Origin of the sequence: Brevundimonas sp. NIBR11, assembly GCF_027912535.1 — a bacterium.
Taxonomy (GTDB): domain Bacteria; phylum Pseudomonadota; class Alphaproteobacteria; order Caulobacterales; family Caulobacteraceae; genus Brevundimonas.
The window spans coordinates 1,024,065-1,046,892 of sequence record NZ_CP115465.1 but is presented as its reverse complement, the minus strand read 5'-3'; the positions used below and the strand labels follow the sequence as shown (position 1 = coordinate 1,046,892).

At 67.9% G+C, this 22,828-nt stretch carries 22 protein-coding genes and 1 tRNA gene; 5 read left to right on the top strand and 18 right to left on the bottom strand.

Features of this window, described 5'->3' with window-relative positions:
• Positions 1–74: 74 nt before the first annotated feature.
• Both O5O43_RS05010 and O5O43_RS05005 read left to right on the top strand, forming a co-directional pair.
• Positions 75–1,586, top strand: a complete 1,512-nt coding sequence (locus tag O5O43_RS05010) for an HWE histidine kinase domain-containing protein (RefSeq protein ID WP_271085817.1) — start codon at positions 75–77, stop codon at positions 1,584–1,586.
• On the top strand, positions 1,579–1,956 hold the full coding sequence (locus O5O43_RS05005) for a response regulator (protein ID WP_271085816.1): 378 nt from the start codon (positions 1,579–1,581) through the stop codon (positions 1,954–1,956). Before O5O43_RS05010 ends, O5O43_RS05005 begins: the two co-directional genes overlap by 8 nt.
• Here O5O43_RS05005 and O5O43_RS05000 read toward each other — a convergent pair.
• The 10 genes from O5O43_RS05000 to serS form a co-directional block, all read right to left on the bottom strand.
• Positions 1,953–3,527: an NAD(P)/FAD-dependent oxidoreductase gene (locus tag O5O43_RS05000; RefSeq protein WP_271085815.1), complete on the bottom strand. Its 1,575-nt coding sequence runs from the start codon at positions 3,525–3,527 to the stop codon at positions 1,953–1,955. The two genes, O5O43_RS05005 and O5O43_RS05000, sit on opposite strands and share 4 nt — an antisense overlap.
• Complete coding sequence (locus O5O43_RS04995) at positions 3,527–4,159, bottom strand: squalene/phytoene synthase family protein (protein ID WP_271085814.1); 633 nt, start codon at positions 4,157–4,159, stop codon at positions 3,527–3,529. Before O5O43_RS04995 ends, O5O43_RS05000 begins: the two co-directional genes overlap by 1 nt.
• Positions 4,160–4,171: 12 nt before the next feature.
• Positions 4,172–5,155 carry a protein translocase subunit SecF gene (gene secF / locus O5O43_RS04990; RefSeq protein ID WP_271085813.1) on the bottom strand — a complete coding sequence of 328 codons (984 nt, stop codon included), beginning with the start codon at positions 5,153–5,155 and terminating at the stop codon, positions 4,172–4,174.
• Positions 5,152–6,753, bottom strand: coding sequence for a protein translocase subunit SecD (gene secD / locus O5O43_RS04985; protein ID WP_271085812.1), 1,602 nt, complete (start codon positions 6,751–6,753; stop codon positions 5,152–5,154). Before secD ends, secF begins: the two co-directional genes overlap by 4 nt.
• A gap of 30 nt (positions 6,754–6,783) precedes the next feature.
• Complete coding sequence (gene yajC, locus O5O43_RS04980) at positions 6,784–7,101, bottom strand: preprotein translocase subunit YajC (RefSeq protein ID WP_271085811.1); 318 nt, start codon at positions 7,099–7,101, stop codon at positions 6,784–6,786.
• 112 nt (positions 7,102–7,213) lie between these two features.
• A complete protein-coding gene (locus O5O43_RS04975; RefSeq protein WP_271085810.1) occupies positions 7,214–8,314 on the bottom strand; it encodes a peptidoglycan DD-metalloendopeptidase family protein in 1,101 nt (366 codons plus the stop codon).
• Positions 8,315–8,417: 103 nt separating this feature from the next.
• Entirely contained in the window at positions 8,418–9,062 is a 645-nt protein-coding gene (locus O5O43_RS04970) for a protein-L-isoaspartate(D-aspartate) O-methyltransferase (RefSeq protein ID WP_271085809.1), read from the bottom strand.
• Positions 9,059–9,847 (bottom strand): 5'/3'-nucleotidase SurE, encoded by a 789-nt coding sequence (gene surE / locus O5O43_RS04965; RefSeq protein WP_271085808.1) that lies wholly within the window; start codon positions 9,845–9,847, stop codon positions 9,059–9,061. Before surE ends, O5O43_RS04970 begins: the two co-directional genes overlap by 4 nt.
• A 66-nt stretch (positions 9,848–9,913) precedes the next feature.
• Positions 9,914–10,273: a hypothetical protein gene (locus O5O43_RS04960; RefSeq protein WP_271085807.1), complete on the bottom strand. Its 360-nt coding sequence runs from the start codon at positions 10,271–10,273 to the stop codon at positions 9,914–9,916.
• 126 nt (positions 10,274–10,399) lie between these two features.
• Positions 10,400–11,794, bottom strand: a complete 1,395-nt coding sequence (gene serS, locus O5O43_RS04955; RefSeq protein WP_271085806.1) for a serine--tRNA ligase — start codon at positions 11,792–11,794, stop codon at positions 10,400–10,402.
• Between the two features lie 109 nt (positions 11,795–11,903).
• Between serS and O5O43_RS04950 the strand changes: the two genes are divergently transcribed.
• Positions 11,904–12,341 (top strand): HIT domain-containing protein, encoded by a 438-nt coding sequence (locus tag O5O43_RS04950; protein ID WP_271085805.1) that lies wholly within the window; start codon positions 11,904–11,906, stop codon positions 12,339–12,341.
• Here O5O43_RS04950 and O5O43_RS04945 read toward each other — a convergent pair.
• Positions 12,338–12,688 (bottom strand): DMT family protein, encoded by a 351-nt coding sequence (locus O5O43_RS04945; protein WP_271085804.1) that lies wholly within the window; start codon positions 12,686–12,688, stop codon positions 12,338–12,340. The two genes, O5O43_RS04950 and O5O43_RS04945, sit on opposite strands and share 4 nt — an antisense overlap.
• Positions 12,689–12,742: 54 nt before the next feature.
• Here O5O43_RS04945 and O5O43_RS04940 point away from each other — a divergent pair.
• Both O5O43_RS04940 and O5O43_RS04935 read left to right on the top strand, forming a co-directional pair.
• Positions 12,743–12,818, top strand: a tRNA-Thr gene (locus O5O43_RS04940).
• Between the two features lie 20 nt (positions 12,819–12,838).
• Positions 12,839–13,471 carry a TetR/AcrR family transcriptional regulator gene (locus O5O43_RS04935; RefSeq protein WP_271085803.1) on the top strand — a complete coding sequence of 211 codons (633 nt, stop codon included), beginning with the start codon at positions 12,839–12,841 and terminating at the stop codon, positions 13,469–13,471.
• A gap of 160 nt (positions 13,472–13,631) precedes the next feature.
• On the opposite strand, the gene O5O43_RS04930 is transcribed toward O5O43_RS04935, so the two are convergent.
• From O5O43_RS04930 to O5O43_RS04900, 7 genes are all read right to left on the bottom strand, one after another.
• A complete protein-coding gene (locus O5O43_RS04930) occupies positions 13,632–14,390 on the bottom strand; it encodes an A24 family peptidase (protein WP_271085802.1) in 759 nt (252 codons plus the stop codon).
• A gap of 17 nt (positions 14,391–14,407) precedes the next feature.
• Positions 14,408–16,294: a ferrous iron transporter B gene (locus O5O43_RS04925; RefSeq protein ID WP_271085801.1), complete on the bottom strand. Its 1,887-nt coding sequence runs from the start codon at positions 16,292–16,294 to the stop codon at positions 14,408–14,410.
• On the bottom strand, positions 16,294–16,569 hold the full coding sequence (locus O5O43_RS04920) for a FeoA family protein (RefSeq protein WP_271085800.1): 276 nt from the start codon (positions 16,567–16,569) through the stop codon (positions 16,294–16,296). Before O5O43_RS04920 ends, O5O43_RS04925 begins: the two co-directional genes overlap by 1 nt.
• 98 nt (positions 16,570–16,667) lie before the next feature.
• Positions 16,668–19,904, bottom strand: coding sequence for an efflux RND transporter permease subunit (locus O5O43_RS04915; protein WP_271086386.1), 3,237 nt, complete (start codon positions 19,902–19,904; stop codon positions 16,668–16,670).
• Positions 19,904–21,067 (bottom strand): efflux RND transporter periplasmic adaptor subunit, encoded by a 1,164-nt coding sequence (locus O5O43_RS04910; protein WP_271085799.1) that lies wholly within the window; start codon positions 21,065–21,067, stop codon positions 19,904–19,906. The genes O5O43_RS04915 and O5O43_RS04910 overlap by 1 nt, the downstream gene beginning before the upstream one ends.
• Positions 21,068–21,194: 127 nt before the next feature.
• On the bottom strand, positions 21,195–21,968 hold the full coding sequence (locus tag O5O43_RS04905; protein WP_271085798.1) for a hypothetical protein: 774 nt from the start codon (positions 21,966–21,968) through the stop codon (positions 21,195–21,197).
• The gene (locus O5O43_RS04900; protein ID WP_271085797.1) at positions 21,968–22,732 is read right to left on the bottom strand and encodes a class II aldolase/adducin family protein; all 765 of its coding nucleotides are present in this window, start codon (positions 22,730–22,732) and stop codon (positions 21,968–21,970) included. Before O5O43_RS04900 ends, O5O43_RS04905 begins: the two co-directional genes overlap by 1 nt.
• Positions 22,733–22,828: the final 96 nt, after the last annotated feature.

Sequence of the window (22,828 nt, the reverse complement as noted above, 5' to 3'; positions counted from 1 at the left end):
CGAAACAAACTTCACATTGCGCGGGAACCTTTCGCCATGCCGCGCGCTGGCCCGGATCGGGGGAGACGGTACGCGTGCGTGCACTTGATCAGGCGATAGATTTGGCGGCCGCCTTCGAGGCGTCGACCAACCCCTATATGCTGCTGACCCCGGACCTGCGCTACGCGGGCATGAACGCCGCCTATCTGGCGGTCGTCGGCAAGACGCGCGATGAGCTGATCGGCAAGCCGCTGTTCGACATCTTCACGGGCGGCGACACGGAAGAAGGCGCCGAGAACGCTCGTCAACTGCGCGCCTCGTTCGACAAGGTGCTCGCGACCGGCGCGCGGGACCACCTCGCTCTCATTCATTTCGCGATCCCCGTGACCGACGCCGATGGACGGACGACGCTCGAAGATCGCTATTGGAGCGCCACCCACACGCCCCTTCATGACGCCGATGGCCGGATCGTCCTGATCCTCCAGCACACGTCCGACATCACGGAACTGGAGCGCTTGCGGCGAGAGCGCGACGACAGTCCGGCTATCAGCGCCCTTGACATGATCCTGGGCGGCGGCGTGATGAACCGTGCTCGGGCCGTTCAGGAGGACAACCGACGTCTCGAGATCGAACGCAATCGCCTGGTCGAGATGTTCATGTCGGCGCCCGGCTTCGTCGCCATTCTGTCCGGCCCGGACCATGTCTTCCAGATGCACAACGAGGCTTACGCGCGGATCATCGGCCGGTCGGACGTGGTTGGACTGTCGATACGCGAGGCGCTGCCGGACCTTGCGGGCCAGGGCTATTACGAACTTCTCGATTCGGTGTTCGCGACGGGCGAACCCTACGAGGGCAAGGGGGCGCTGGTCACCTTCCGTCCCGAGGGTTCCAATCAGGAGATCAGCCGCAACGTCGATTTCATCTACCAGCCCATCCGTGACAACGGGGGCGCGGTGGTCGGGATCTTCGTCCAGGGTCACGACGTCACCGACACGGTTCGCGCCGCCCAGCGTCAGCGCCTGATGATCGACGAACTGAACCACCGGGTGAAGAACACCCTGGCCACGGTCCAGTCGATCGCCATGCAGACCGCCCGGTCGCACACGGACCCCAGGTCCTTCGCCGAGAGCTTCCAGGCCAGACTTCTGAGCCTGTCGCACACCCACGACCTGCTGACCCGCAGCCACTGGGAGGGCGCGGACCTGCGCGCTGTGCTGGAGCATGAAACCGCGGCCCACGGCCCCAGCCGCATCGTGCTCAACGGCCCGCCCCTGCCGCTCGGTCCAGCGGCGGCCCTGTCGCTCGGCATGATCTTCCACGAACTGGCGACCAACGCCGCCAAATACGGCGCTCTATCGACGCCTGACGGTCGTGTGTTCGTCGACTGGAGCATCGCCGACCAAACCAATCGCACTCTGACGATGACATGGCGCGAGGTCGGCGGCCCGACAGTGAGCCCTCCGAACCGCAAGGGGTTCGGCAGTCGTCTGATCGAAAGGAACGTGCGTCACGATCTGGCGGGCGAGGCCAAACTCAGCTACGCAAGCGACGGTTTTATCGCGGAATTGTCAGTTCCGCTTGATAGGGATTCTCAACAGCATGGCTGACGGTCTGTCGGGTCGCCGCATCCTCGTGGTCGAGGACGAATCTCTGGTCGCCATGCTGCTGGAGACTATCCTGGAAGACATGGGCGCCGTGCCGGTGGGGGCGATCTCGACGGTGGACGAGGCGCTGGAAGTCGTGGCCGACGATCCGCTGCTGGACGCCGCCCTTCTGGACGTGAACGTCGCCGGCAAGGAGGTCTTCCCGGTCGCTGAGGCGCTGAAGGCCAAGGGCGTGCCGTTCGTCTTCTCCACCGGCTACGGCGAAGGCGGCCTGCCCGACCACTGGCGCGGCCAGCCGACGATCCAGAAGCCCTTCACCGAGGAAGCCGTAAAGTCCGCGCTCTATAGCGCCTTGGGCGTCGCGGAAGCCTAGATATCCCGCAGGATCGCCTTGGCCGCATTGTGCCCCGGCGCGCCGGTGACCCCGCCGCCCGGATGCGCCCCTGATCCGCACAGATAGAGGCCCGGCACAGGCATCCGGTGATCCGCATGGCCCAGCGTTGGCCGGGCGCTGAACAGCTGGTCCAGCGTCAGCCGCCCGTGGAAGATGTCGCCGCCGACCAGACCGAACCGCCGCTCCAGATCGCGCGGCCCCAGCGCCAGCCGTCCCAGCACCGAGGCCTTGAAGCCCGGCGCATGGGAGTCGACCGTCTCGATCATCAGGTCCGCGACGGTCTCGCGATGCTCGTCCCCCAGCATCGGATCGACATGCTGGCAGAAAAGGCTGGCCACATGCTGTCCGGGCGGCGCCAGCGTATCGTCCAGCGTCGAGGGGACCAGCATCTCAACGATCGGCTTCGACGACCATCCGTTCAGCCGCGCCTCGGCGTGGGCCCGGTCCATGTAAGCGAGGCTCGGCGCGATGAGGATGCCCGCCGTATGGTGATCGCCCGGCTCCGGCAGGACCGTGAAGCGCGGCAACTCCGAAAGGGCCACGTTCATCCGGAACGTCCCCGACCCGGACGTATAGCGGCTCATCCGCTCGGCGAAGTCCGCCGGAACCATGGCCGGATCGACCAGCCGGTCGAACAGCAGGCGTGGATGCAGGTTCGAGACCACAGCCCGGCCGCGCACCGTGTCGCCCGAAGTCGTCACCGCCCCTACCGCCTTGCCCTTCTCGGTCAGGACCGCGGCGACCTCGGTCTCAAGCCGGATCTCGACGCCCTGCTCGAGACAGGCCGCCGCCATGGCTTGGGTGATCGCGCCCATGCCGCCGATGGCGTGCCCCCAGACGCCCTTCTTGCCGTTCACCTCGCCGAAGACATGGTGCAGTAGGACGTAGGCGGACCCCGGCGTATAGGGCGAGGCATAGTTGCCGACGACGCTGTCGAAGCCGAACAGGGCCTTGATCGGATCGCTCTCGAACCAGCCGTCCAGCCAGTCGCCCGCCGACTTGGCGAACAGGTCCAGCACGTCGCGCCGTCCGGTCAGGTCCAGTCCGCCGAGCCGCTTCGCCACCGCTGCCGACCTCAGCATCTCCGGCAGGGCCTGCAGCCATCCTCCCGTCGGCAGGTTGGGCGGCGTCTCCAGCACCAGCGCCCGCAGCACCGCCGCCACCGCCTCCAGCCGCGCCTCGTACTCGGGCAACCGCTCCGCATCGCGGCCTGAGAACCGCGCTAGCTGGGCCTGCGTCTGACCCTCCCCGGCGGCGAGATAGTCCCCGTCCAGCGGCAGGAAGTTCGACATCCGACGTTCGACGACGCGCAGTCCGTGCCGGGCCAACTCCAGATCGGCGATGATCTTCGGGTTCAGCAGGCTGACGGTGTAGCTGGCGGTCGAGTTGCGAAAACCCGGGTGGAAGGGCTCCGTCACGGCCGCCCCGCCGACGACGCCGCGCCGCTCCAGCACCGTGACCTTCAGCCCCCGCCGCGCCAGATAGAAGGCGCAGACCAGCCCGTTGTGTCCCCCGCCGAGGATGACGACATCGGTCCGGGTCACGGCCATCAGATCCGCCCTCTCAGCGTCGCCCAGGTCAGCGTGAGCCGCTTCATCGGCTCCGGCGCATCCGGCTTCAGCGCGGCGTGGGCCACGGCCGGGAACGCCGCGGCCGGTAGCTTGCGCAGCGCCCGGTTCGCGTCGGCCCGGACCGTCACCGCCGTCTCGGCCCGCCCGACCTGCATCAGGCCCCAGACCTGGCCGGCCTCGGCGACGGCCCGCTCATGGCCGTGCCCGATCAGGATCCGGACCGCCGTCTGCATGGGCCCGACGTAGAAGGCGTTCAGGTCGTGGGGTTCGCCGTGCACGCGGTCGATATGGGCATCGATCAGGGCGTCGAACGGTTCGCGGGGCAGGCTGCGACGCGCGACCACGTCGGTCAGGGCCTCCAGCACCGGATGGCCCTTGCGCGCCATGCCTGAGAAGACCCCGCCCATCTGCTCGCGCCACCAGGCATAGCGCATCTCCGCCAGCAGGGGCTGGGTCACCCGCGTCGGAATGCTCATCAACTCCGCCTCGAGGGCGTAGAGGACGATCAGGTCCGCGCGCGCCTGGGCGTCGCCGACGAACCGGCTGGACAGCCAACGGTCGGGATCGGCCGCGCGGACCTGATCGTCGAGACTGGAAGAGGCGTCAGGCAAGCGACCCGTGGCTCAGGGCCGCGACGCCATGCCCAGCTTGACCGGCTTGGCGTCCTCGGTCAGTTCGCCGCGCTTCACGCCCCACAGCAGGATGATCGGCGCACCCACGTAGATCGAGGAATAGGTGCCCACGATGATCCCGAACATCAGGGCGATCGAGAAGCCGAACAGGGCCTCGCCGCCGAAGACGGCCAGGGCCGCCAGCACCATGACGGCGGTGACGCCGGTGATGATGGTCCGCGACAGCGTCTCGTTCAGCGACAGGTCGATCACCTCGCGCAGCGGCATGGTCTTGTACTTGCGCAGGTTCTCGCGGAGGCGGTCGAACACCACCACCGTGTCGTTCATCGAATAGCCGATGACGGTCAGGATGGCGGCCACCATGTTCAGGCTGAACTCCAGCTTGAACAGCACGATCAGGCCGAACGTCAGGATCACGTCGTGAAGCAGGCCGGCCACGGCGCCGAAACCGAACTGGGGTTCGAACCGGAACCAGATGTAGGCGAACATCAGGGCGATGGCGACGCCGAGCGCCAAGAGGCCCGAGGTGAACAGCTCGCCCGACACCTTGGAGCCGACGACGCTGACTCCCGAATAGGTCACCTCGCCGACGGCCGCCGTGATGGCGCTCTCGACCTGATTGACGACGGCGGTCTGGTCGCGGCCTTCCGGCACCTGGAAGCGCAGCACGGCGGTGGAGCCGTCCTGGACGTTGGTGTCGCGGCGGGCGATGCCCTGCACCCCGACGTCGCCGAGGTTCAGTTCGGCCACGGAGCCGCGCACGGCCTCGAGATCGATGGTCTGACCCGCGGGCTTGGCGACCTCCATCGAGGCGCCCCCCCGGAAGTCGATGCCCATGTTCAGGCCGGGTACGAAGCAAGCCACGATGGACGCCACGCACAGCACGACCGACAGGACGGCGGCGTAGCGGGCGTATTTGACGAAGTGGAAATTGGTCTTCTGCGGGAGGACCTTGATGAGGGGCCACCAGGTCATTTGACGGTCTCCGCGATCGGCAGGGTCTTGGGTCTGGCGGTCTTCAGCCAGTAGGCGAGCAGGACCTGGGCGACCAGGACCGACGAGAAGACCGAGGTGAACACCCCGATCGACAGCGTCCAAGCGAAGCCGCGCACGGGGCCGGCGCCGAAGATGAACATGATGGCCGCAGCCACCAAGGTCGTCAGGTTGGCGTCAATGATCGTCCCCATGGCCTTGTTGAAGCCGGCGTCCATCGAGGCGATGACGGACCGTCCGGCCCGCGCCTCGTCGCGCATCCGCTCATAGATCAGCACGTTCGCGTCCACGGCCACCGCGAAGGTCAGGATCAGACCCGCGATACCGGGCAGGGTCAGCGTCGCCTGGGTCAGGGACATGGCCGCCACGATCAGGATGCCGTTCAGGATCAGCCCGACCACCGATACGCCGCCGAACAGGAAGCCGTAGGCCAGCAGCATGAACAGCACGATGATGACGAAGCCGATCGCGGTCGACAGGGCGCCGGCCTTGACGGCGTCGGCGCCGAGCTCCGCGGTCACGGTGCGGCGTTCCTCGACCTTCAGCGGGGCCGGCAGGGCGCCGCCCTTCAGCAGGTTCACCATCTCGGAGGCCTGGGCGATCGAGAAGCCGCCTTCGATAATGCCCGAGCCGCCCAGGATGGGGCTGTTGATCGTCGGGGCCGAGATCACCTTCCCGTCCAGGATGATGGCGAAGGGCTTGCCAATATTCTGGGTGGTCGCCTGCCCGAAGCGGGTAGCGCCCGCGCCGTTGAAGGCGAAGCCGATGGCCGGACGGCCCGACTGGTCGGTCGTCACGTTCGTGCGATCCGGCACCAGGCTTTCGCCCGAGACGATGACCCGCTTCTTGACCAGATAGGGGGTGCCGTCTTCGCCTTGAAGCAGTTGCGCGTCCGGCGGAATGATCCCGGTCTGGAAGGCGCTTTGCGAGTTTTCGACATCGACCATCTGGAAGGTCAGCTGGGCGGTCTGGCCGATGACGCGCTCCAGCGCCGCCGGGTCGCTTTCGCCCGGCGCCTGGACGACGATCCGGTCCGCGCCCTGGCGGGTGATCGAGGGCTCGCGGGTGCCGAGCGAATCGATCCGGCGACGCACGACTTCGATCGATTGGTCGACGGCCGTGGGGCCGAGGTTGCGCAGGCCCGTCTCGGTGTAGCCGTACCGGATCGCGCCGCCGGCCTGGGGCGTCACCGCCCGATCGGCGACGCCGCCGGGCGTGGCCTGAACCAGTTTCCGCAGCGCCGTGGCGGCGAGCTCGGCCTGGGCTTCGGGCACGGTGACGACCACGCCGCCGGCTTCGGGGCGCACGCTGACGATCGGGATCCGGTCTTCCCGCAGGGTCTGCCGGACGTCCTCGGCCATGGTCTCGACCCGCTTGGCGCGCATCGCCTCGACGTCGACTTCCAGCAGCAGATACGATCCGCCCTGCAGGTCGAGGCCCAGGTTCAGCTTGTTCTTGGGCATGAAGGCCGGCAGCGCTTCGCGCTGAGCGTCCGACAACATGTTGGGCAGCGCCAGCAGGACGCCGAAGAACAGCGACGCGGCGACAAGGATGACTTTCCAGCGTGAGAGCTGAATCATGGACGGGGCTTTCGTTCAGCGAGCCGAAGCTCAGCCCTTGGAATCGTTGGCGGCGATGGCGGTGCGGTTGCGCACCTCGGCGATCATGCCCTTGACCACGCGTACATTGACGCTGGGGGCGATCTCGACGTTGACCTCCGCTTCCTCGACGCGGGTGACCTTGCCGATCATGCCCGAGGACAGAACGACCGTGTCGCCCCGCTTCACGGCGCCGATGGTCGCCGCGTGTTCCTTGGCGCGCTTCTGCTGCGGGCGGATCAGCAGGAAGTAGAACAGGACGAAGATCGCGATGAACGGCAGGAACTGCACGATCGCGGCGACAATGCCGCCGTCAGCGGTTGCAGGCATGGAGGTCTTCCCCGAAGGCGAGGCAGCCGCTTTCGGGCGCCCGTTTAAAACAAGGCGCGGAACCTAGGGCCGAGCCCCGGCGATTGCAACGCGACGTGATGGTTCGGCGGCTCTACCGTGGCAAAACGGTCAAAGGATCGATCGCGGTGGGCTGATCGCCCTGCATCCGGCGGGTCTCGAAATGGATCGAGGGGCGCCCGTCGCCGGCCGTCAGACCCACGGTGCCGATCTGCTGGCCCGCCCGCACGTCGTCGCCGTCTCGCACCGTCGCGGAGCCCAGATGGCCATAGACCGTGCGCCATCCGTCGCGGTGGGTGATCAATACCGTCAGCCCCTGCCCCGGCAGATCGTCGCCGATGTAGGAGACCCGGCCCCCGGCCGCCGCGCCCACGGCCGCTCCGGCCGCCGCGCCGATATTGATTCCGTTGTTGCGCTCGCCCATCCCGACCGGGCCGAACCGGCGCAGGATGTCGCCCCGCACGGGCCACTGGAACACTGTCGAACCGGCCGGAGCCACACTCGTCTGAGCGGTCGCGGCCGGCTCGCGCGACGGAGGCGGCGCGGCCGGATTGCCCGAGGGCGGCGGCGGCGGCGGGGGGATCATTCCGTTTTCCGGCACCCGGACCCCGACGGGCGCAGGCCCGGTGGCATAGGGATCGCGCCCGGTGTCTAGCGCGCTGTCGGGCAGGATGATCGACTGCCCCACGGTGATCGCCCCGCGCGGCCCCAGGCCGTTCAGGTCGATCAGGTTCTGCACCGGGGTCTGGAAACGCCGCCCGACGCCGGAGATCGTATCCCCGGGCTGGATGACATAGGCCGCGCCCGCGCTGACACTCATCGGCGCGCTGGGCGTCGCATAGGACGGCGACGTCGCCGGAGCTGGCGGGTTGTACGAGGGCGGGTTGTAGGCCGGCGGCGGATAATTGTTCGATCCCGACGACGGCGGCGGCAGGGCCCCGCCTTCGATCCGCTCGGTCGGCGCGGCGATCGGCGGCGGCGATTCGTAGGTCGGCGGCTGGACGCCCGGCGGCGTGTAGGCGGGCGGATTGTACGCCGGCGGCGTGCCGTAGCCGGGCTGGACCGGCTGGTTTCCGCCATACCCCGGCATCGGTCGCGTCGAATAGACCGGCTCGGTCGGATAGGAGGCGCAGGCCGTGGCCGCCAGTCCCGCCAGCGCGATGGCGCCGGCCCTGATCCAGTTTGCAAAACGCATTCGCGGCTCCCCGTTCATCCTGCCCGACATGCCCCGTCGAAGCCGATAAGCCAACCCGCCAAAGCGCGCGAAAGTGGGGCGGAGAGGTTAACGCGGCATCGCGTCACCCCTCCTTCGCCGTCCCTTCGACCAACGGCACGAACCGCACCTCGCACAGGCTTTCGCGGCGGAACGAGCCGTCCTCCTGCCCGGTGTAACGATGCAGCATCTGCACCGATGTCCGTCCCACGGGCGCGACCAGCACCCCGCCCGGCTTGAGTTGCTTCAGCAGTTCCGTTGGCTCGTTCGGCGACGCCGCCGTCACCATGATCCGGTCGAACGGCGCCTGCTTGGGCCAACCCAGGCCGCCGTCGGAATGCTGGGTGATGACGTTGTCGATCTGAAGGAGCCGCAGCTTCGCCTCGGCCTCGACCAGCAGGCTGCGATACCGCTCCACCGAGTAGACGTAACGGGCCAGCCGCGACAGGACGGCGCACTGGTATCCGCTGCCCGTGCCGATCTCCAGCACCCGGTGACGCGGCTGGACGTCCAGGGCCTGGGTCATCAATCCGACGATATAGGGCTGACTGATCGTCTGAGCGCAGTCGATCGGCAGGGCCTGATCCTCCCAGGCCTGATCGAGGAATTTCTCGTGCACGAACACGGCGCGGTCGATCGATTCCATCGCCGCCAGCACCCTGGGATCGGTGACCCCCTGCTGCCGCAGCGACAGGATCAGCCTTCCCGCCCGATCGTCCTTCAGGTTCATCCCAACAGACTCTTCGGCGGCGCCCCGCCCAGCACGCCCTTCAGGTCGTGGACGCTGGCCCGGTGCGTCAGGTCGATGTGCAGCGGCGTGACCGAGATCTTGCCGTCATCCATGGCCCGCAGGTCCGTGCCCGGCGCGTGGTCCTGCTTCGCCCCCCGGAAGCTCATCCAGTAGTAGTCGCGACCGCGCAGGTCGGTGCGTTTGACCGCATGCATCTCCCCGGCCTGGCGGAAACCCTGCACCGTCACCTCGACCTCGGTCACCGCCTCGGGCGGCCGCGCGGGGAAGTTCAGGTTCATCACCACCCCGCCCTGCCAGGTCTCGGCCAAGAGGCGGCTTATGATCGGCGGGGCATAGGCCTCGGTCGTCTCCCAGTGTGCCGTCACCTCGTTGTGGAACCGCTCCAGCGATTGCGATAGGGCGATCGAACGGATCCCGAACGCCATCCCCTGCAGCGCCCCCGCAACCGTGCCGGAGTAGGAGCAGTCCTCTCCGACATTGTGCCCGCGATTGACGCCCGACAGCACCAGATCGGGCTTCACATCCATCAGGTCGTTGACCGCCAGCACCACACAGTCGGTCGGCGTCCCCGTCACCGAGAACCGCTTGTCCCCGAACCGGTTGACCCGCAAGGGCTCGGTCAGGGTGATCCCCCGCCCCTTGCCCGACTGCTCCTCGTGCGGCGCGACGATCCACACGTCGTCGGACAGCGTGTGCGCGATCCGCTCCAGGCAGGCCAGGCCCTCGGCCTCGATGCCGTCGTCGTTGGTCAGCAGGATGCGCAAATCGGGACGCCTTCGATGAGTCGCCTCAAATAACCGACTCGACGCCCTCGCGCACCCTGCGACCGGCTACTGGATGACCGAGATGTCGGTCCCCAGGATCACGAAGGCGCCATCGCACTCGTTGCGCAGCACCGAGCCCTCATACTCATAGCGGTGCCCCGGCAGGTCCTCCGACCATTCCATCGCCGTCCCGGTGACGCGGACCTTCTGACGACCGATGGTCGAGGCCGACATCCGCTGCAGGTCTCGCGGCAGGGAGCCGGAAACGCAGGGCCGGCGCGTCCCCGCGCGATAGCGGTTCTCGCTCTCGACCAGCTGGAATTCCTCGCCCGAGAAGTTGATCCATCCCTCGAAGGTCATCGGGGTCGGCTCGGCGGCCGGGGCTGCGGTCAGCGAAAGGGCGAAGGCGGCGGCGATCAGGCTCATGGGCGTCTCCTGTTCGAGCGACCTCGCGGAGGACGAGGCGCGGGCGTTCTCGGATGCAACGAAGATAGGACGCCGCCGATCCCCGATCCACCTTACGCCCGATCACAATGCCGGTGAGCGAACCCCTCAGCCGACGTGCGTCGCCCCGCCCATGTACGGCAGCAGGGCCGCCGGCACGGCGATCCGCCCGCCCTCGTCCTGGTAGTTCTCCATGATCGCCACCAGCGTCCGGCCGACCGCCAGGCCGGAGCCGTTCAGCGTGTGCACGAACTCCGGCTTGCCTTCCTTGCGCTTGAACCGCGCGTCCATGCGCCGCGCCTGAAAGTCCCCGCAGTTCGAGACCGAACTGATTTCGCGATAGGCAGCCTGGCTCGGCAGCCAGACCTCCAGGTCGAAGGTCTTCTTCGCCGAAAAGCCCATGTCGCCCTTGCACAGCAGCATCCGGCGATAGGGCAGCTCCAGTTTCCGCAGCACGGCCTCGGCGCAGGTCGTCATCCGCTCGTGCTCCTCGTCGGACTTGTCCGGCGTGGTGATGGAGACCAGCTCGACCTTGTGGAACTGGTGCTGGCGGATCAGCCCGCGCGTATCGCGCCCCGCCGACCCCGCCTCGGCCCGGAAGCACGGCGTGAGGGCGGTCAGCCGCAGCGGCAGTTCCTCCTCCGGCGTGATCATCTCGCGCACGAGGTTGGTCAGGGAGACTTCGGCGGTAGGGATGAGCCAGCGAGCGTCGGTGATCGGGCGGTAGCCTTGGCCGTCGAGACCAACGACATCGCCATCCGCTGTCGAAAAGCCGGTCAGTTCAGCCAGAACGTCGGTAGGCCCCGTGGGGTATATCTCTCTCAAGGCACCGGCGGAAAACAAGTCAGTTGCGAACTTCGGCAACTGCCCCGTGCCGAACATCGCCTCATCCCGCACCAGATACGGCGGATTGACCTCCAGATAGCCGTGCTCGGTCGTCTGCACGTCGAGCATGAACTGGCCGACGGCGCGTTCCAGCCGCGCCAGCCCGCCCTTCAGCACGGCGAACCGCGCGCCCGACATCTTCGCTGCCGCCTCGAAGTCCAGCAGACCCATGGCCTCGCCCAGATCGGCGTGATCCTTGGCCGGCGCCCCCGCCCTCGGCGTGCCCCAGCGCGCGGTCTCGACATTGCCAGCCTCGTCCTCGCCGTCCGGCACGTCGTCGGCCGCCAGGTTCTTCTGCGCCGCCAGAATGCCGCGCAACTCCTTGCCGACCGTGGCCTCGACCTCGGCGGCCGCGGCGATGTCGCCCTTCAGCGCCTCGACTTCCGCCTTGAGGCGATCGGCCTCTTCCATGTCCTTGCGGCCCATGGCGGCGCCGATCAGCTTGGAGGCCGCATTCCGCTTGGCCAGCGCGTCCTGCCCCGTCGTCTGCGCGCGCCGTAGTTCGCCATCCAGACGCAGGATGTCGGCGACCAGCCCGCCCGCCTCCGCCACCCCGCGCGACAGCCAGCCCGCGACGAAACGCTCGGGGTTGTCTCGAATGGCTCGGATATCGTGCATGGCGCGGTCTTTTGGGAAGGCGGGAGAAGCGGCTGTCCTAGCGGGCGTCGCGGAATGGGGCAAACCACTTCCCTCTCCCGCCGGGAGAGGGAAACGGTATGATCGCCCCATGACCCTCCACGCCCCCTACGACCCGTCGAACATCTTCGCCAAGATTCTCCGCGACGAGATCCCCAAGGTCACCGTGTGGGAGGACGACGCCGTTCTCGCGTTCATGGACGTCTTTCCCCAGTCGGAGGGCCACGTCCTCATCATCTCCAAGACCTCGACCGCCCGCACCCTTCTGGAGATCGAGCCCGAAGTCCTCTCCACCCTCGCCGCCGCCACCCAGCGCACCGCCCGCGCAAGTGAAAAGGCTCTGAAGCCCGACGGTTTCTCCATCATGCAGTTCAACGGCGAGGCCGGCGGCCAGACCGTCTTCCACCTGCATTTTCATATCATCCCGCGGTGGGCCGGCCGCGACGTGAAGGGCCACGCCCAGGGCGCCATGGCCGATGTCGACGAACTCAAGGCGACCGCCGCGAAGATCGCCGCTGCCCTGGACTAGAACGGCCCCCGGAACACGAACCACGCGCCCAGGAAGATGAAGCCGAACCCGACCCCGTGATTAAGGGTCAGCTTCTCCCCCAGCACGGTCACCGAGAAGACGGCGAACACCAGCAGGGTGATCACCTCCTGCATCGTCTTCAGCTCGGCCGCCGAATAGACGGTGTGGCCGATCCGGTTCGCCGGCACCGCCAAGCAGTATTCGAAAAAGGCGATGCCCCAGCTGACGATCACCACGATCCACAGCGGCTTCGATCCGAACTTCAGATGCCCGTACCAGGCGAAGGTCATGAAGACGTTCGACGCCACCAGCATCAGGATGGGCAGGATGTAGGATGGATTGGGCATGGCCTCAGATAGCTTGCGCGCCGCCCCGAACGCCAGCTAAAGCCCGATCAAGACGCCGGCTTAGCTCAGTTGGTAGAGCGCCAGTTTTGTAAACTGGATGTCGCGGGTTCGATTCCTGCAGCCGGCACCACCTCTTTCGGGCCTCTCCCCATGGCCGAACGCGCGATCAACAAGCTCGGACACCGCATCGGCGCGCGTGGCGGAAAGACGCGCGCGGCGATCCTGGACGCCACCCGACGCCTGCTGGATCGCCAGCATCTGGGAGAGATCAGGGTCGCCGACGTGGCGCTTGAGGCCGGGGTGTCTCCATCCAACTTCTACACCTATTTCAAGACGGTGGAGGAGCCGGTTCTGGCGCTCTGCGAAGCGGCCGCCGTCGATTTCGCGCCCCTGTCGCGCCATCTCGAAGGGGACTGGTCGACCGAGAACGCCTTCGCCGCCGCCCGCGCCTACGTCATGGACGTGCTGCTGATCTGGCGCGACCACGGCCCGGTCCTGCGCATCGAGCACATGCTGGCCGACAAGGGCGAGGACGGCTTCGTCGAGGCGCGCATCCGCCGCCTGCGTCGGGTCCACCTGTCGCTGGAGCGTCGCATCGCCGTGGCCCACGCGACCGGTTACCACGCCCCCGGCCTGGACCCGCGCCTGACCTCCTACGAGGTCGCCAACCTGGTCGAATCGGTTGCCGCCGGCTTCGAACTGATGCGACGCGGCGATACCCCGCCCGACGCAATCATCGACACCACAGCGCATATCGTCGTGAAGCTGGTGACGGGGCGCTGATCCCCTCTCCCTCCCCCTCGGGGGAGGGTGGTCGTAGCGAAGCGAAGACCGGGTGGGGGCGGCCAGGCGCTCCATCGAAGATCTGCGGGGCCTCGCCTTGCCGCCCCCACCCGGCGCTTCCCGCGTGCCCTCCCCCGAGGGCGAGGGAAAACGTCTGTGACTAGATCCCGAACGGCCCATACAGCCAGGTCAGCCAGATCCCGATCGCCAGAAAGGTCCCGAACGGCAGCTTCTGGGTCATTTCCACCTTCCGGCGCGTGATCAGCAGCGTCAGCACGATGCTGAACCCCGCCGCGCAGGCCCACAGCAGCACCGTCGGCAACCCGGCCCACCCGACCCAGGCCCCTGCTCCCGCGAACAGGATGGGATCGCCGCCGCCCAGCCCCTGCCGGCCGCGCACCCGGCGATAGAGTTCGGCCAATAGCCACAGAATGCCGAACCCGGCCACGGCGCCGATCAGCTGCGGGACCGGCCATCCTCTGACGATCACGGCGCCCGCGATCACCCCCGTCCCGATCAGCGGCAGGGTCAGTTCGTCCGGCAGCCAGAAATTCTCGGCGTCGATCAGGGCGATCAGCAAGAGCTGCCATCCCAGAACCGCCGTCGCCGCCACGAAGACCCAACCCGCCTGGTGCCCGGCCAGCGCCGCCCAGACGCCGATGCCCGCCGCCCCGCACTCGATCAGCATATAGCGCGGCGATACCGCCGCCCCGCACATCGCGCACCGGCCCCGCTGCACCAGCCAGCTGAACACGGGAACCAGTTGCCATGGCTTCAGCGTCTCGCCGCAACTCATGCAGTGCGACGGCGTGACGACGATCTCCTCGTCCCTCGGCAGGCGCACGGTCACCGCGGCGATGAAACTGCCGAAGATCAGGCCCAGCAGGCCCATGACGGTGGCGAAGACGATTGGGGACATGTTCCCCGTCTATGCCGTCACCCGCCGCCCAGCGCCACCGCGATCCGGTAGGTGGCGAACGAAGCCAGATAGGCCAGGGCGAACATGTAGACGACCATGACCCACATCCATTTCCAGCTGTTCAGCTCGCGCTTCACCACGCCCAGCGTCGCCACGCACTGAGGCGCGAAGACGTACCAGGCCAGGAAGGCCAGCCCCGTCGCCAGCGACCACTGCGCCGCCAGGGTCGCGCCCAGAAGGCTGCCCGCGCTCTCCGCGTCGGCGATGGAATAGACGGTGCCCAGCGCAGCCACCGCGACCTCGCGCGCCGCCATTCCGGGCACCAGGGCCACGACCATCTGCCAGTTGAAGCCGATGGGCGCGAAGATCGGCTCCAGCGCGTGCCCGATCATCCCGGCGAAGGAATAGTCGATGGCCGGCAGGGTCGCCCCCTCCGGCGGATAGGGGAAGGTCGAGGCGGCCCAGACCAGGATCATCAGCGGCAGGATGATCCGCGCCGCCCGCTCCATGAAGATCCTGGCCCGCAGCCACAGGTTCAGCAGCACCGACTTGGCGTCCGGCGTCTTGTAGGCCGGCAGCTCCATCATGAACGGCTCCACCGCCCCCCGCCAGAACACCTTGCGGATCACGAAGGACACGACCAGCGCCGACACGATTCCCGCCGCATAAAGGCCGAACATCACGAGCCCCTGCAGGTTGGCGAAGCCCCAGACCGTCTCCTGCGGAATGAAGGCGCCGATGATCAGGGTGTAGACCGGGATGCGCGCCGAACAGGTCATCAGGGGCGCGACCATGATGGTCGTGAGCCGGTCGCGCTTGGCGTCGATGACCCTGGCCGCCATCACGCCCGGAATGGCGCAGGCGAAGGAGGACAACAGCGGAATGAAGGCCCGCCCGTGCAGGCCCGCCCCGCCCATGATCCGGTCCATGAGGAACGCCGCCCGCGCCATGTAGCCGAAGTCTTCCAGCAGGATGATGAAGGCGAACAGGATCACGATCTGCGGCAGGAAGACGAGCACGCCCCCCACCCCCGCGATGATCCCGTCGACAATCAGGCTCTCGACCAGCGGCCATATCGGCCCGCTATCCGGCACGATCGCCGCGACGCCCTGGCCGAGCAGGCCGAAGCCCGCCTCGATCCCGTCCATCGCCGGGGTGGCCCAGGCGAACACCGCCTGGAACATCACGAACAGCAGGGCGAACAGAATGACCAGCCCGGCCACCGGATGCAGCAGCACCCCGTCGATCTTGCCGGTCAGGGTGTCCGGTCGTTCGGGCGGGCGCACCGCCGCCCGCATAATCTCCTCGGCGCGGCGATGGGCGGTACGGATCGCGGCGGCGTCCGGCGCTTCCCAGATCTGTCCCTCGGCGACCCAGCCCTGCCCGGCGGCCGTCTCGATCTCGGCGACCAGGTCGTCGATCCCGCGCTTGCGCGTCGCCACCGTGGTCACGATCGGCACGCCCAGCTCGGCGCGCAGCTTTTCCAGATCGATCCTCAAACCCTGACGCTGGGCGATGTCGTACATGTTGAGCGCTAGAACCATCGGCCGTCCCACGGCCTTCAGCTCCAGGATCAGACGCAGCACCAGGCGCAGGTTGGTCGCATCGGCCACGGCCACGATGACATCCGGCGGCGTCTCGCCCTGCAACCGGCCCAGGACGGCGTCCCGCGTGACCTCCTCGTCCGGGCTGCGGGCGCGCAGCGAATAGGTCCCCGGCAGGTCCAGCGCCGACATCGACCGGCCGGTCGCGGACTGGATTCGCCCCTCTTTCCGCTCGACCGTGACGCCGGCGTAGTTGGCGACCTTCTGGTGCGCGCCGGTCAGGGCGTTGAACAGGGCGGTCTTGCCCGAGTTGGGGTTTCCGACCAGAGCGACCCGCAAGGGCCTGACGGCGACATCCATTATTCGGCGGCCTCGGCCATCAGCTCCACCTTCAGGCTGGCGGCTTCCTTGCGGCGCAGGGCCACACGCATGTCGTCGACCTTGAGCGCGATCGGATCCCGTCCGAACAGGCCCTCGTGCAGCAGTTCGACGCTCGCGCCCTCCACCAGTCCGAGCTCGAGCAGCCGGCGCTCCAGTTCGACCTCTTCCGCCTGATGATGGCAGTGAGATCCGACGGTGACGATGACCCCGCGATCACCCACCCGGGCGTCGCTGAGCTTGATGACGTTGGACATTGAACGCGCTCACAGGCTGCGGATCGCCCGCCCCCGGCGACGGTCCGTTACCTGCGAACGCCTATCAGAAGCGACGGCCTCTCGTCCAGTGCGACGCTTTATTCCGCCGCGGCCGGGACCGGATCGTTGGCGGTCGCCTCCTGCGCCTCCCACTCCTCGATCTTGCGGGCGGTGTATTCGGGCGACTTGGTGAAGCGGGCCAGGGCCCCATAGATCACCGGCACGACGAACAGGGTCAGAAGCGTGGAGAACATGGCGCCGGCGAAGATGACCACCCCGATCGTCTGGCGGCTGCCGGCCCCGGCCCCTTGCCAGAGCACCAGAGGCAGGGCGCCGAAGGCCGTGGCGATCGAGGTCATGATGATCGGACGCAGGCGCAGCGACGACGATTCGACAATGGCCTCCTTGATCGACCGTCCCTGATCGCGCAGCTGGTTGGCGAACTCCACGATCAGGATGCCGTTCTTGGCTGCGATCCCGATCAGGATGATCAGCCCGATCTGCGAGTAGATGTTCAGGCTGGACCCGGCCATCAACAGGCCGAACAGCCCGCCCGCCGCCGCCAGGGGCACGGTCAGCATGATGACCGCCGGGGTGATCCAGCTCTCGAACTGGGCGGCCAGCACCAGGAAGACGAGCAAAAGCGCCAGGCCGAAGGCCCAGGCCACGGCGCCGCCGGCTTCTTGCTGGTCGCGGGCCGCGCCGCCGTACTGGATGTTGACCACCCCTTGGGGCTGCTTGGCGACCTCGGCCTCCATGAACTCGACGGCGTCGGCGATGGTCATGCCGGGGTTCAGGTCGGCGCTGATCGTGATCGCCCGCTGGCGATCCAGACGGCGGCGGTCCGGCGTGTCGCCACTGGTCTGCGTCGTCACCACCGAGGACAGCGGCACCAGGGCGCCGGAGCCGGCCCCGACATACAGGGTCTCCAGATCGGCCAGGGAGGCGCGGTTGGCCCGCTCGGTCTGAAGGATGACGTCATACTCCTGGCCGCCCCGGATGTAAGTAGTGGCCCGCCGCGATCCGAACATGGTCTCCAGCGTGCGTCCGATCTCCTGCGACGACACGCCGAGCGCGGCCGCCTTTTCCGGATCGACATCGACCAGCAGGCGCGGCGCATTGGGCTCGTAGTTCAGGCGAGGTCGCGAGAAGCCGGGATTTTCCTGCGCCGCCGCCAGAATGGGCTGCAGCCAGTTGTAGATCTCTTCGTATTCCTGGCCGGTCGCGATCATCTCGATCGAGTTGCCGCCCCCTCCGCCACCGCCGCGCTGGAAGGCGCCGGGCACCGAGGCGTTGACCTGGGCGCCGGTCTGGCCGCGCAGCTTGCCGTTCAGTTCCTGAGCGATCTCGTCGGCCGACCGCTCGCGTGCCGACCAATCCTTCAGGATCAGGGAGGCGTTGCCTGAGTTGAAACTGCCGCCCCCAAAACCGGGCGACGAGATCAGATAGCTGTCGACTTCACCATTCTGCTTGTACTCGGCGAGGATGGGTTCCAGCCCCAGCATGATCTGGCGTGTGTAGTCGAAGCCGGCGCCTTCCGGCCCCTGAACGCGCACCTGCACCCGGCCACGGTCCTCGGGCGGCACCAGTTCGTCCGGCAGGGTGACGAACATCAGGGCCGCCCCGCCGCCGACGAGCAGGATCAGACCAACGATGCCGATCACGGCGAACCGCTTGCCGACCATGGCGTCCAGCGAGTGGGCGTAGGAGGTCTTCAGACCGTCCATCGCCTTGTCGACATTCCGCGCCAGCCAGCCGGAGCCGGCGGCGGGTTTCAGGATTTTGGACGCCAGCATCGGCGACAGGCTCAGCGCCAGGAAGGCGGAGAAGGCCACGGCCGCCGCGATGGCTGCCGCCAGCTCGACGAACAGCCGCCCGACGTACCCCGGCAGGAACAATAGAGGCGCGAACACCGACAGCAGGGTGATGGTGGTGGCGATGACGGCGAAGAAGACCTGCCGCGTGCCGCGTTCGGCGGCGACGAGCGGCGGCTCGCCGTGATCCAGACGCCGCTGGATGTTCTCGGTCACGACGATGGCGTCGTCGACCACCAGGCCGATGGCCAGCACGAGCGCCAGAAGCGTCAGAAGGTTCAGCGAGAAGCCCATCGGCGCCAGGACGATGAAGGTCGACAGCAGGCAGATCGGGGCCACGATCGATGGAATCAGGGCCGCCCGGAAGCTGCCCAGGAAGATGAAGTTCACCAGAGCCACCAGCACCATCGAGATGCCGATGGTGATCCACACCTCGTCGATGGCGTGGGAGGTGAAGACCGAGTTGTCGGAGCCGACGACCAGTTCGGTGCCAGGCGGCAGGGTCCCCTGCAGGTCCTCCACAAGGGCGGTGACGCCCTTGGAGATTTCCAGGTCGTTCGACTGGGCCTGGCGCGTGACGGCCAGACCGATCTGATCCAGCCCATTGCCGCGGAACAGACGCCGCGACTCCTCGGGCGCCTCCTCGACCCGGGCGATGTCACCTAAACGCGTGACATAGGTCGCGCGGGCCTGCAGGGCCCCGGTCGCGCCCGATCCGTTCGGGATGGCGCCGGTCGAGACCGCGCCCGAGGCGCCCGACGATCCGATGGAGGCCGATCCCGCCGTGCCGATGGGCAGCTGGGCGAAGTCCTGAGGCCGGGCGTAGGTCCGGGCGACACGGACGGTGTAGTCCTTGTCCGTCGACTCCAGCGCGCCGGCCGGCAGTTCGACGTTCTGGCTGGTCAGAGCCTGCTCGACGTCCGACACGGTCAGGCCGCGCGCGCCCAAGGCGGCCGCATCCAGCCAGATGCGCATAGCGTAGCGCTGCTCGCCATAGATCTGGGCCTGAGCGACGCCCGGCACCGTCGCCAGACGATCCAGCAGGTTTCGGTCGGCGTAATCGGTCAGCTCGAGCCGGTTCATCGAAGACGACCGCAGGAACAGGATCATGATGGGCGCCGAGTCCGAGTCCGCCTTGGACACTTCCGGCGGATCGGCCTGATCCGGCAGGCGGCCCTGAACGCGGCTGACGCGGTCGCGTACGTCGGAAGCGGCGACGTCGATGTCGCGATCCAGAGCGAACTCCAGCGTCACGTTCGACCGGCCGTCACGGCTCGAAGACGTGATCCGTTCGATGCCCTGGATGCCGGCGACCTGTTGCTCGATCGGCTCGGTGATGCGGTTCTCGATGACCTCGGCTGAGGCCCCTGCGTAACTGGTCGAGACCGAGACCACCGGCGGGTCGACGTCCGGCAGTTCCCGCACCGGCAGGAAGAAGAAGGCCGCCGCCCCGATCACGCAGAGCACAATCGCGGCCACAGCCGCGAATACCGGCCTCCGGACCGAAACGTCGGAAAGCATCATCGCGTGGCCGCCTGTGAAGCGGCTCCGGCGCGCGTGGCGCCCTGGCCCCCGCCACCGCCACCGCCACCGGCTCCCGCGACCCGCACGGGGGCATTCGGCTGGATGCGGTTCAGGCCGGAACCGACGACGCGGTCATTGGCCGAAAGGCCCGACAGGATTTCGACGAAGCCGTTCTCGACCGCGCCGGTCTCCACCGTCACCCGCTGGGCGGTCGACCCCTGCTCACCCTTCGCGATGCGATAGACGAAGGCCCCGTCGCCTTCATACTGGATGGCGGCCTCGGGAACCGAGGCGCTTTGACGCTGGCCTTGCTGAATACCGACCCGCATCAGCATGCCGGGGCGGATGCGTCCGCCGGGATTGGGAAACTCGGCGCGCGCCGTCACGGCGCGGGTCGTTTCGTTGATCCGCGTGTCGATCAGGGCGATCCGCCCGGCGAACTGCTCCGAGCCATAGGCATCGGCGGTCGCGACGATCGGCAGTCCCGAGCGCAACACGCCGAGGTATCGCTCCGGCACCGGGAAATCGACGCGGATCACCGCGGTGTCATCGAGGGTGGCGATGACGGCGCCGGGACTGATCAGCGTGCCCGGCGTCACGGTCGTCAGACCGAGCGTTCCCGCGAACGGCGCCCGGATGACCCGGTCGCCTCGACGCGCCTCTGCTGCGGCGACCGTCGCGCGGGCCGTGGCGAGAGCCGTCTCCGCCTGCTCGGCGGTCACGCGGGGCGCCACGCCCCGTTCCGCCAGTTCGCGATAGCGCTCGTACTCGCGCTGGGCCTGGTTGAGTTCGGCTCGGGCCTGAATGATGGAGGCGTCCTCTTCGCGCGCCTGAAGCTGAACGAGCGGGGCGCCCGCCGCCACGCGCTGCCCGTCAGAGAACATGACGGCCGTGATCAGTTCGGACGTATTCGAGGTGATGTTCACCGACCGGCGACCCCGCGCCACGCCCAGCACATTGATCTGATCGCTGAAGGGTCTCAGCGTCACCACCGCTTCGGACACCGTCTGGCCGCGCCCGCCGCCGGGACCGCCGCGTCCGCCGCCCGGTCCGGCGGCGCCGCCCTCGTCGCCCGCGAAGGCGACCTTCAGCAGGACGGCGACGATCATCAGCCCCAGCACGACAGCGGCGATGACGAGGAACAAATGACGTCTGATCACGCGGAACGATCTCTGCAAGCAAGCGGGCGGCCCGGAATAACCATTCCGTCCCGCGAGGCAACCTAAAGACTTTGTAACGTCCGCCGTTCCGGTTTCCGTCGCGGAAATCCGCAGGCGCCGAGCTTTCTCAGAAACGCCGCCACAGCGCGATCACGGCGCCTTCGGCCAAGGGCGTCTCCCGCCCTGCGACCGTCCGTCGCCACCCGGCCTGGATGCTCCAGTCCCCGAGATTTCGCACCACCGACGTCTCGACCGACAGCCAGCGAGCGCCATCGCCATCGGCCATCCCGCCGAAGGCCTGGCCCAGCACCATCCACGTCTCGCCGAAATGGCTTCCAACGGTGAAGTCCGCGCGCGTCTCGTCCGGCAAGCCGTCGCGCATCCGCCGCGCCGCCTGCACCTCGACGAACGACCGGTCCGGCGCCCATTCGCGCCCGGTCCCGCCCAGCGACCGCCCGGCCGAGACCCGCACCTCCCAGTCCCGCTCCCCCACGCCCGGCGCGGCGTAGCCGGCGTTCCGCCCATCGCCCGAAACCGAATAGCCGGCGTAGAGGCTGACCGCGTTCCGCTGGTCCCGATACGCCTGCCAGGTCAGGCCCAGTTCCAGCGGCCCCCGCCCCTCATAGTCGACAAACCGGTCCTCGCCCGACTGCCAGTCGCCCTTGAACTGCACGGTCAGCGTATCCGTCAGGCCGTATTCGGCGAACAGGCCCCCGGACCGGTCCTCCCGCGCCTCGCCCAGAGGCCGCCGCTCGCCCGTCGGGTCGAATCCCTCGGTCGCCCGCATCGCCTCGCCCTTGACGATGATCTGCCCCCTGCCCTTGGCCTGGGTCCAGGCGTTGGCGGACGCAGACGTGGCCGCCAACGCGAGCGCCAGACCCGCGAGGCAGCGATAGAACATCAGGCGTCGTAGCCGGGGGATTTCCGATCCAGCATCCGCAGCGCCCCCGGCCAGGCCAGCGCGGAGATGAAGCCGATCCCCCGCCCCTGCTCCTTCGTCTCGGCCTGGGCCGCGTCGGGCGCGATCAGCACATGCTCGCGTCCACCCGAGAGCGCCGCGATCTGCTGGGCGCAAGCGCGCTCGAGGAAGAACATCCCGACCCAGGCCGCCGCCGCCGTCTGACCGACCGCCAGCGTCCCATGGTTCCTCAGCAGCATCAGCGGCTTGTCGCCCAGATCCGCCACCAGCCGCTCGCGCTCGTCATGATTCAGCGCCAGCCCCTCATAGCCGTGATAGGCGACCTGATGCTGCAGCAGGCAGGCGTTCTGGCCGATCGGCAGCAACCCCTCCGCCTGCGCCGCCACGCCCACGCCCGCCACCGTGTGCAGGTGGATGACGAAGTGAGCATCCTCGCGCGCGCCGTGGATCGCCGAATGAATGGTGAAGCCGGCAGGATTGATGAAGTTCTGCGTCTCCTGGACGATGTTCCCCTCCAAATCGACCTTCACCAGCGACGACGCCGTGATCTCCTCGAAATAGAAGCCGTAGGGGTTGATCAGGAAGTGGTGCTCCGGCCCCGGAACCCGCGCCGAGATATGGGTGAAGATCATGTCGTCCCACCCGTGCAAGGCGACGAGCCTGTAGAGCGCGGCCAGATCGACGCGGACCTGCCACTCCTCGGCGGAGACCCGCGATTTCAGCGATTGAGCGGCGCCGTCGGCCATGTCGTCCTCCATCGCCTCTTCACGGGCAACGATCCACCGTCGCCCCAACGCAGGGTTGGGTCAAGGTGATCGACGTTCAGGACCCGTTAACCGAGT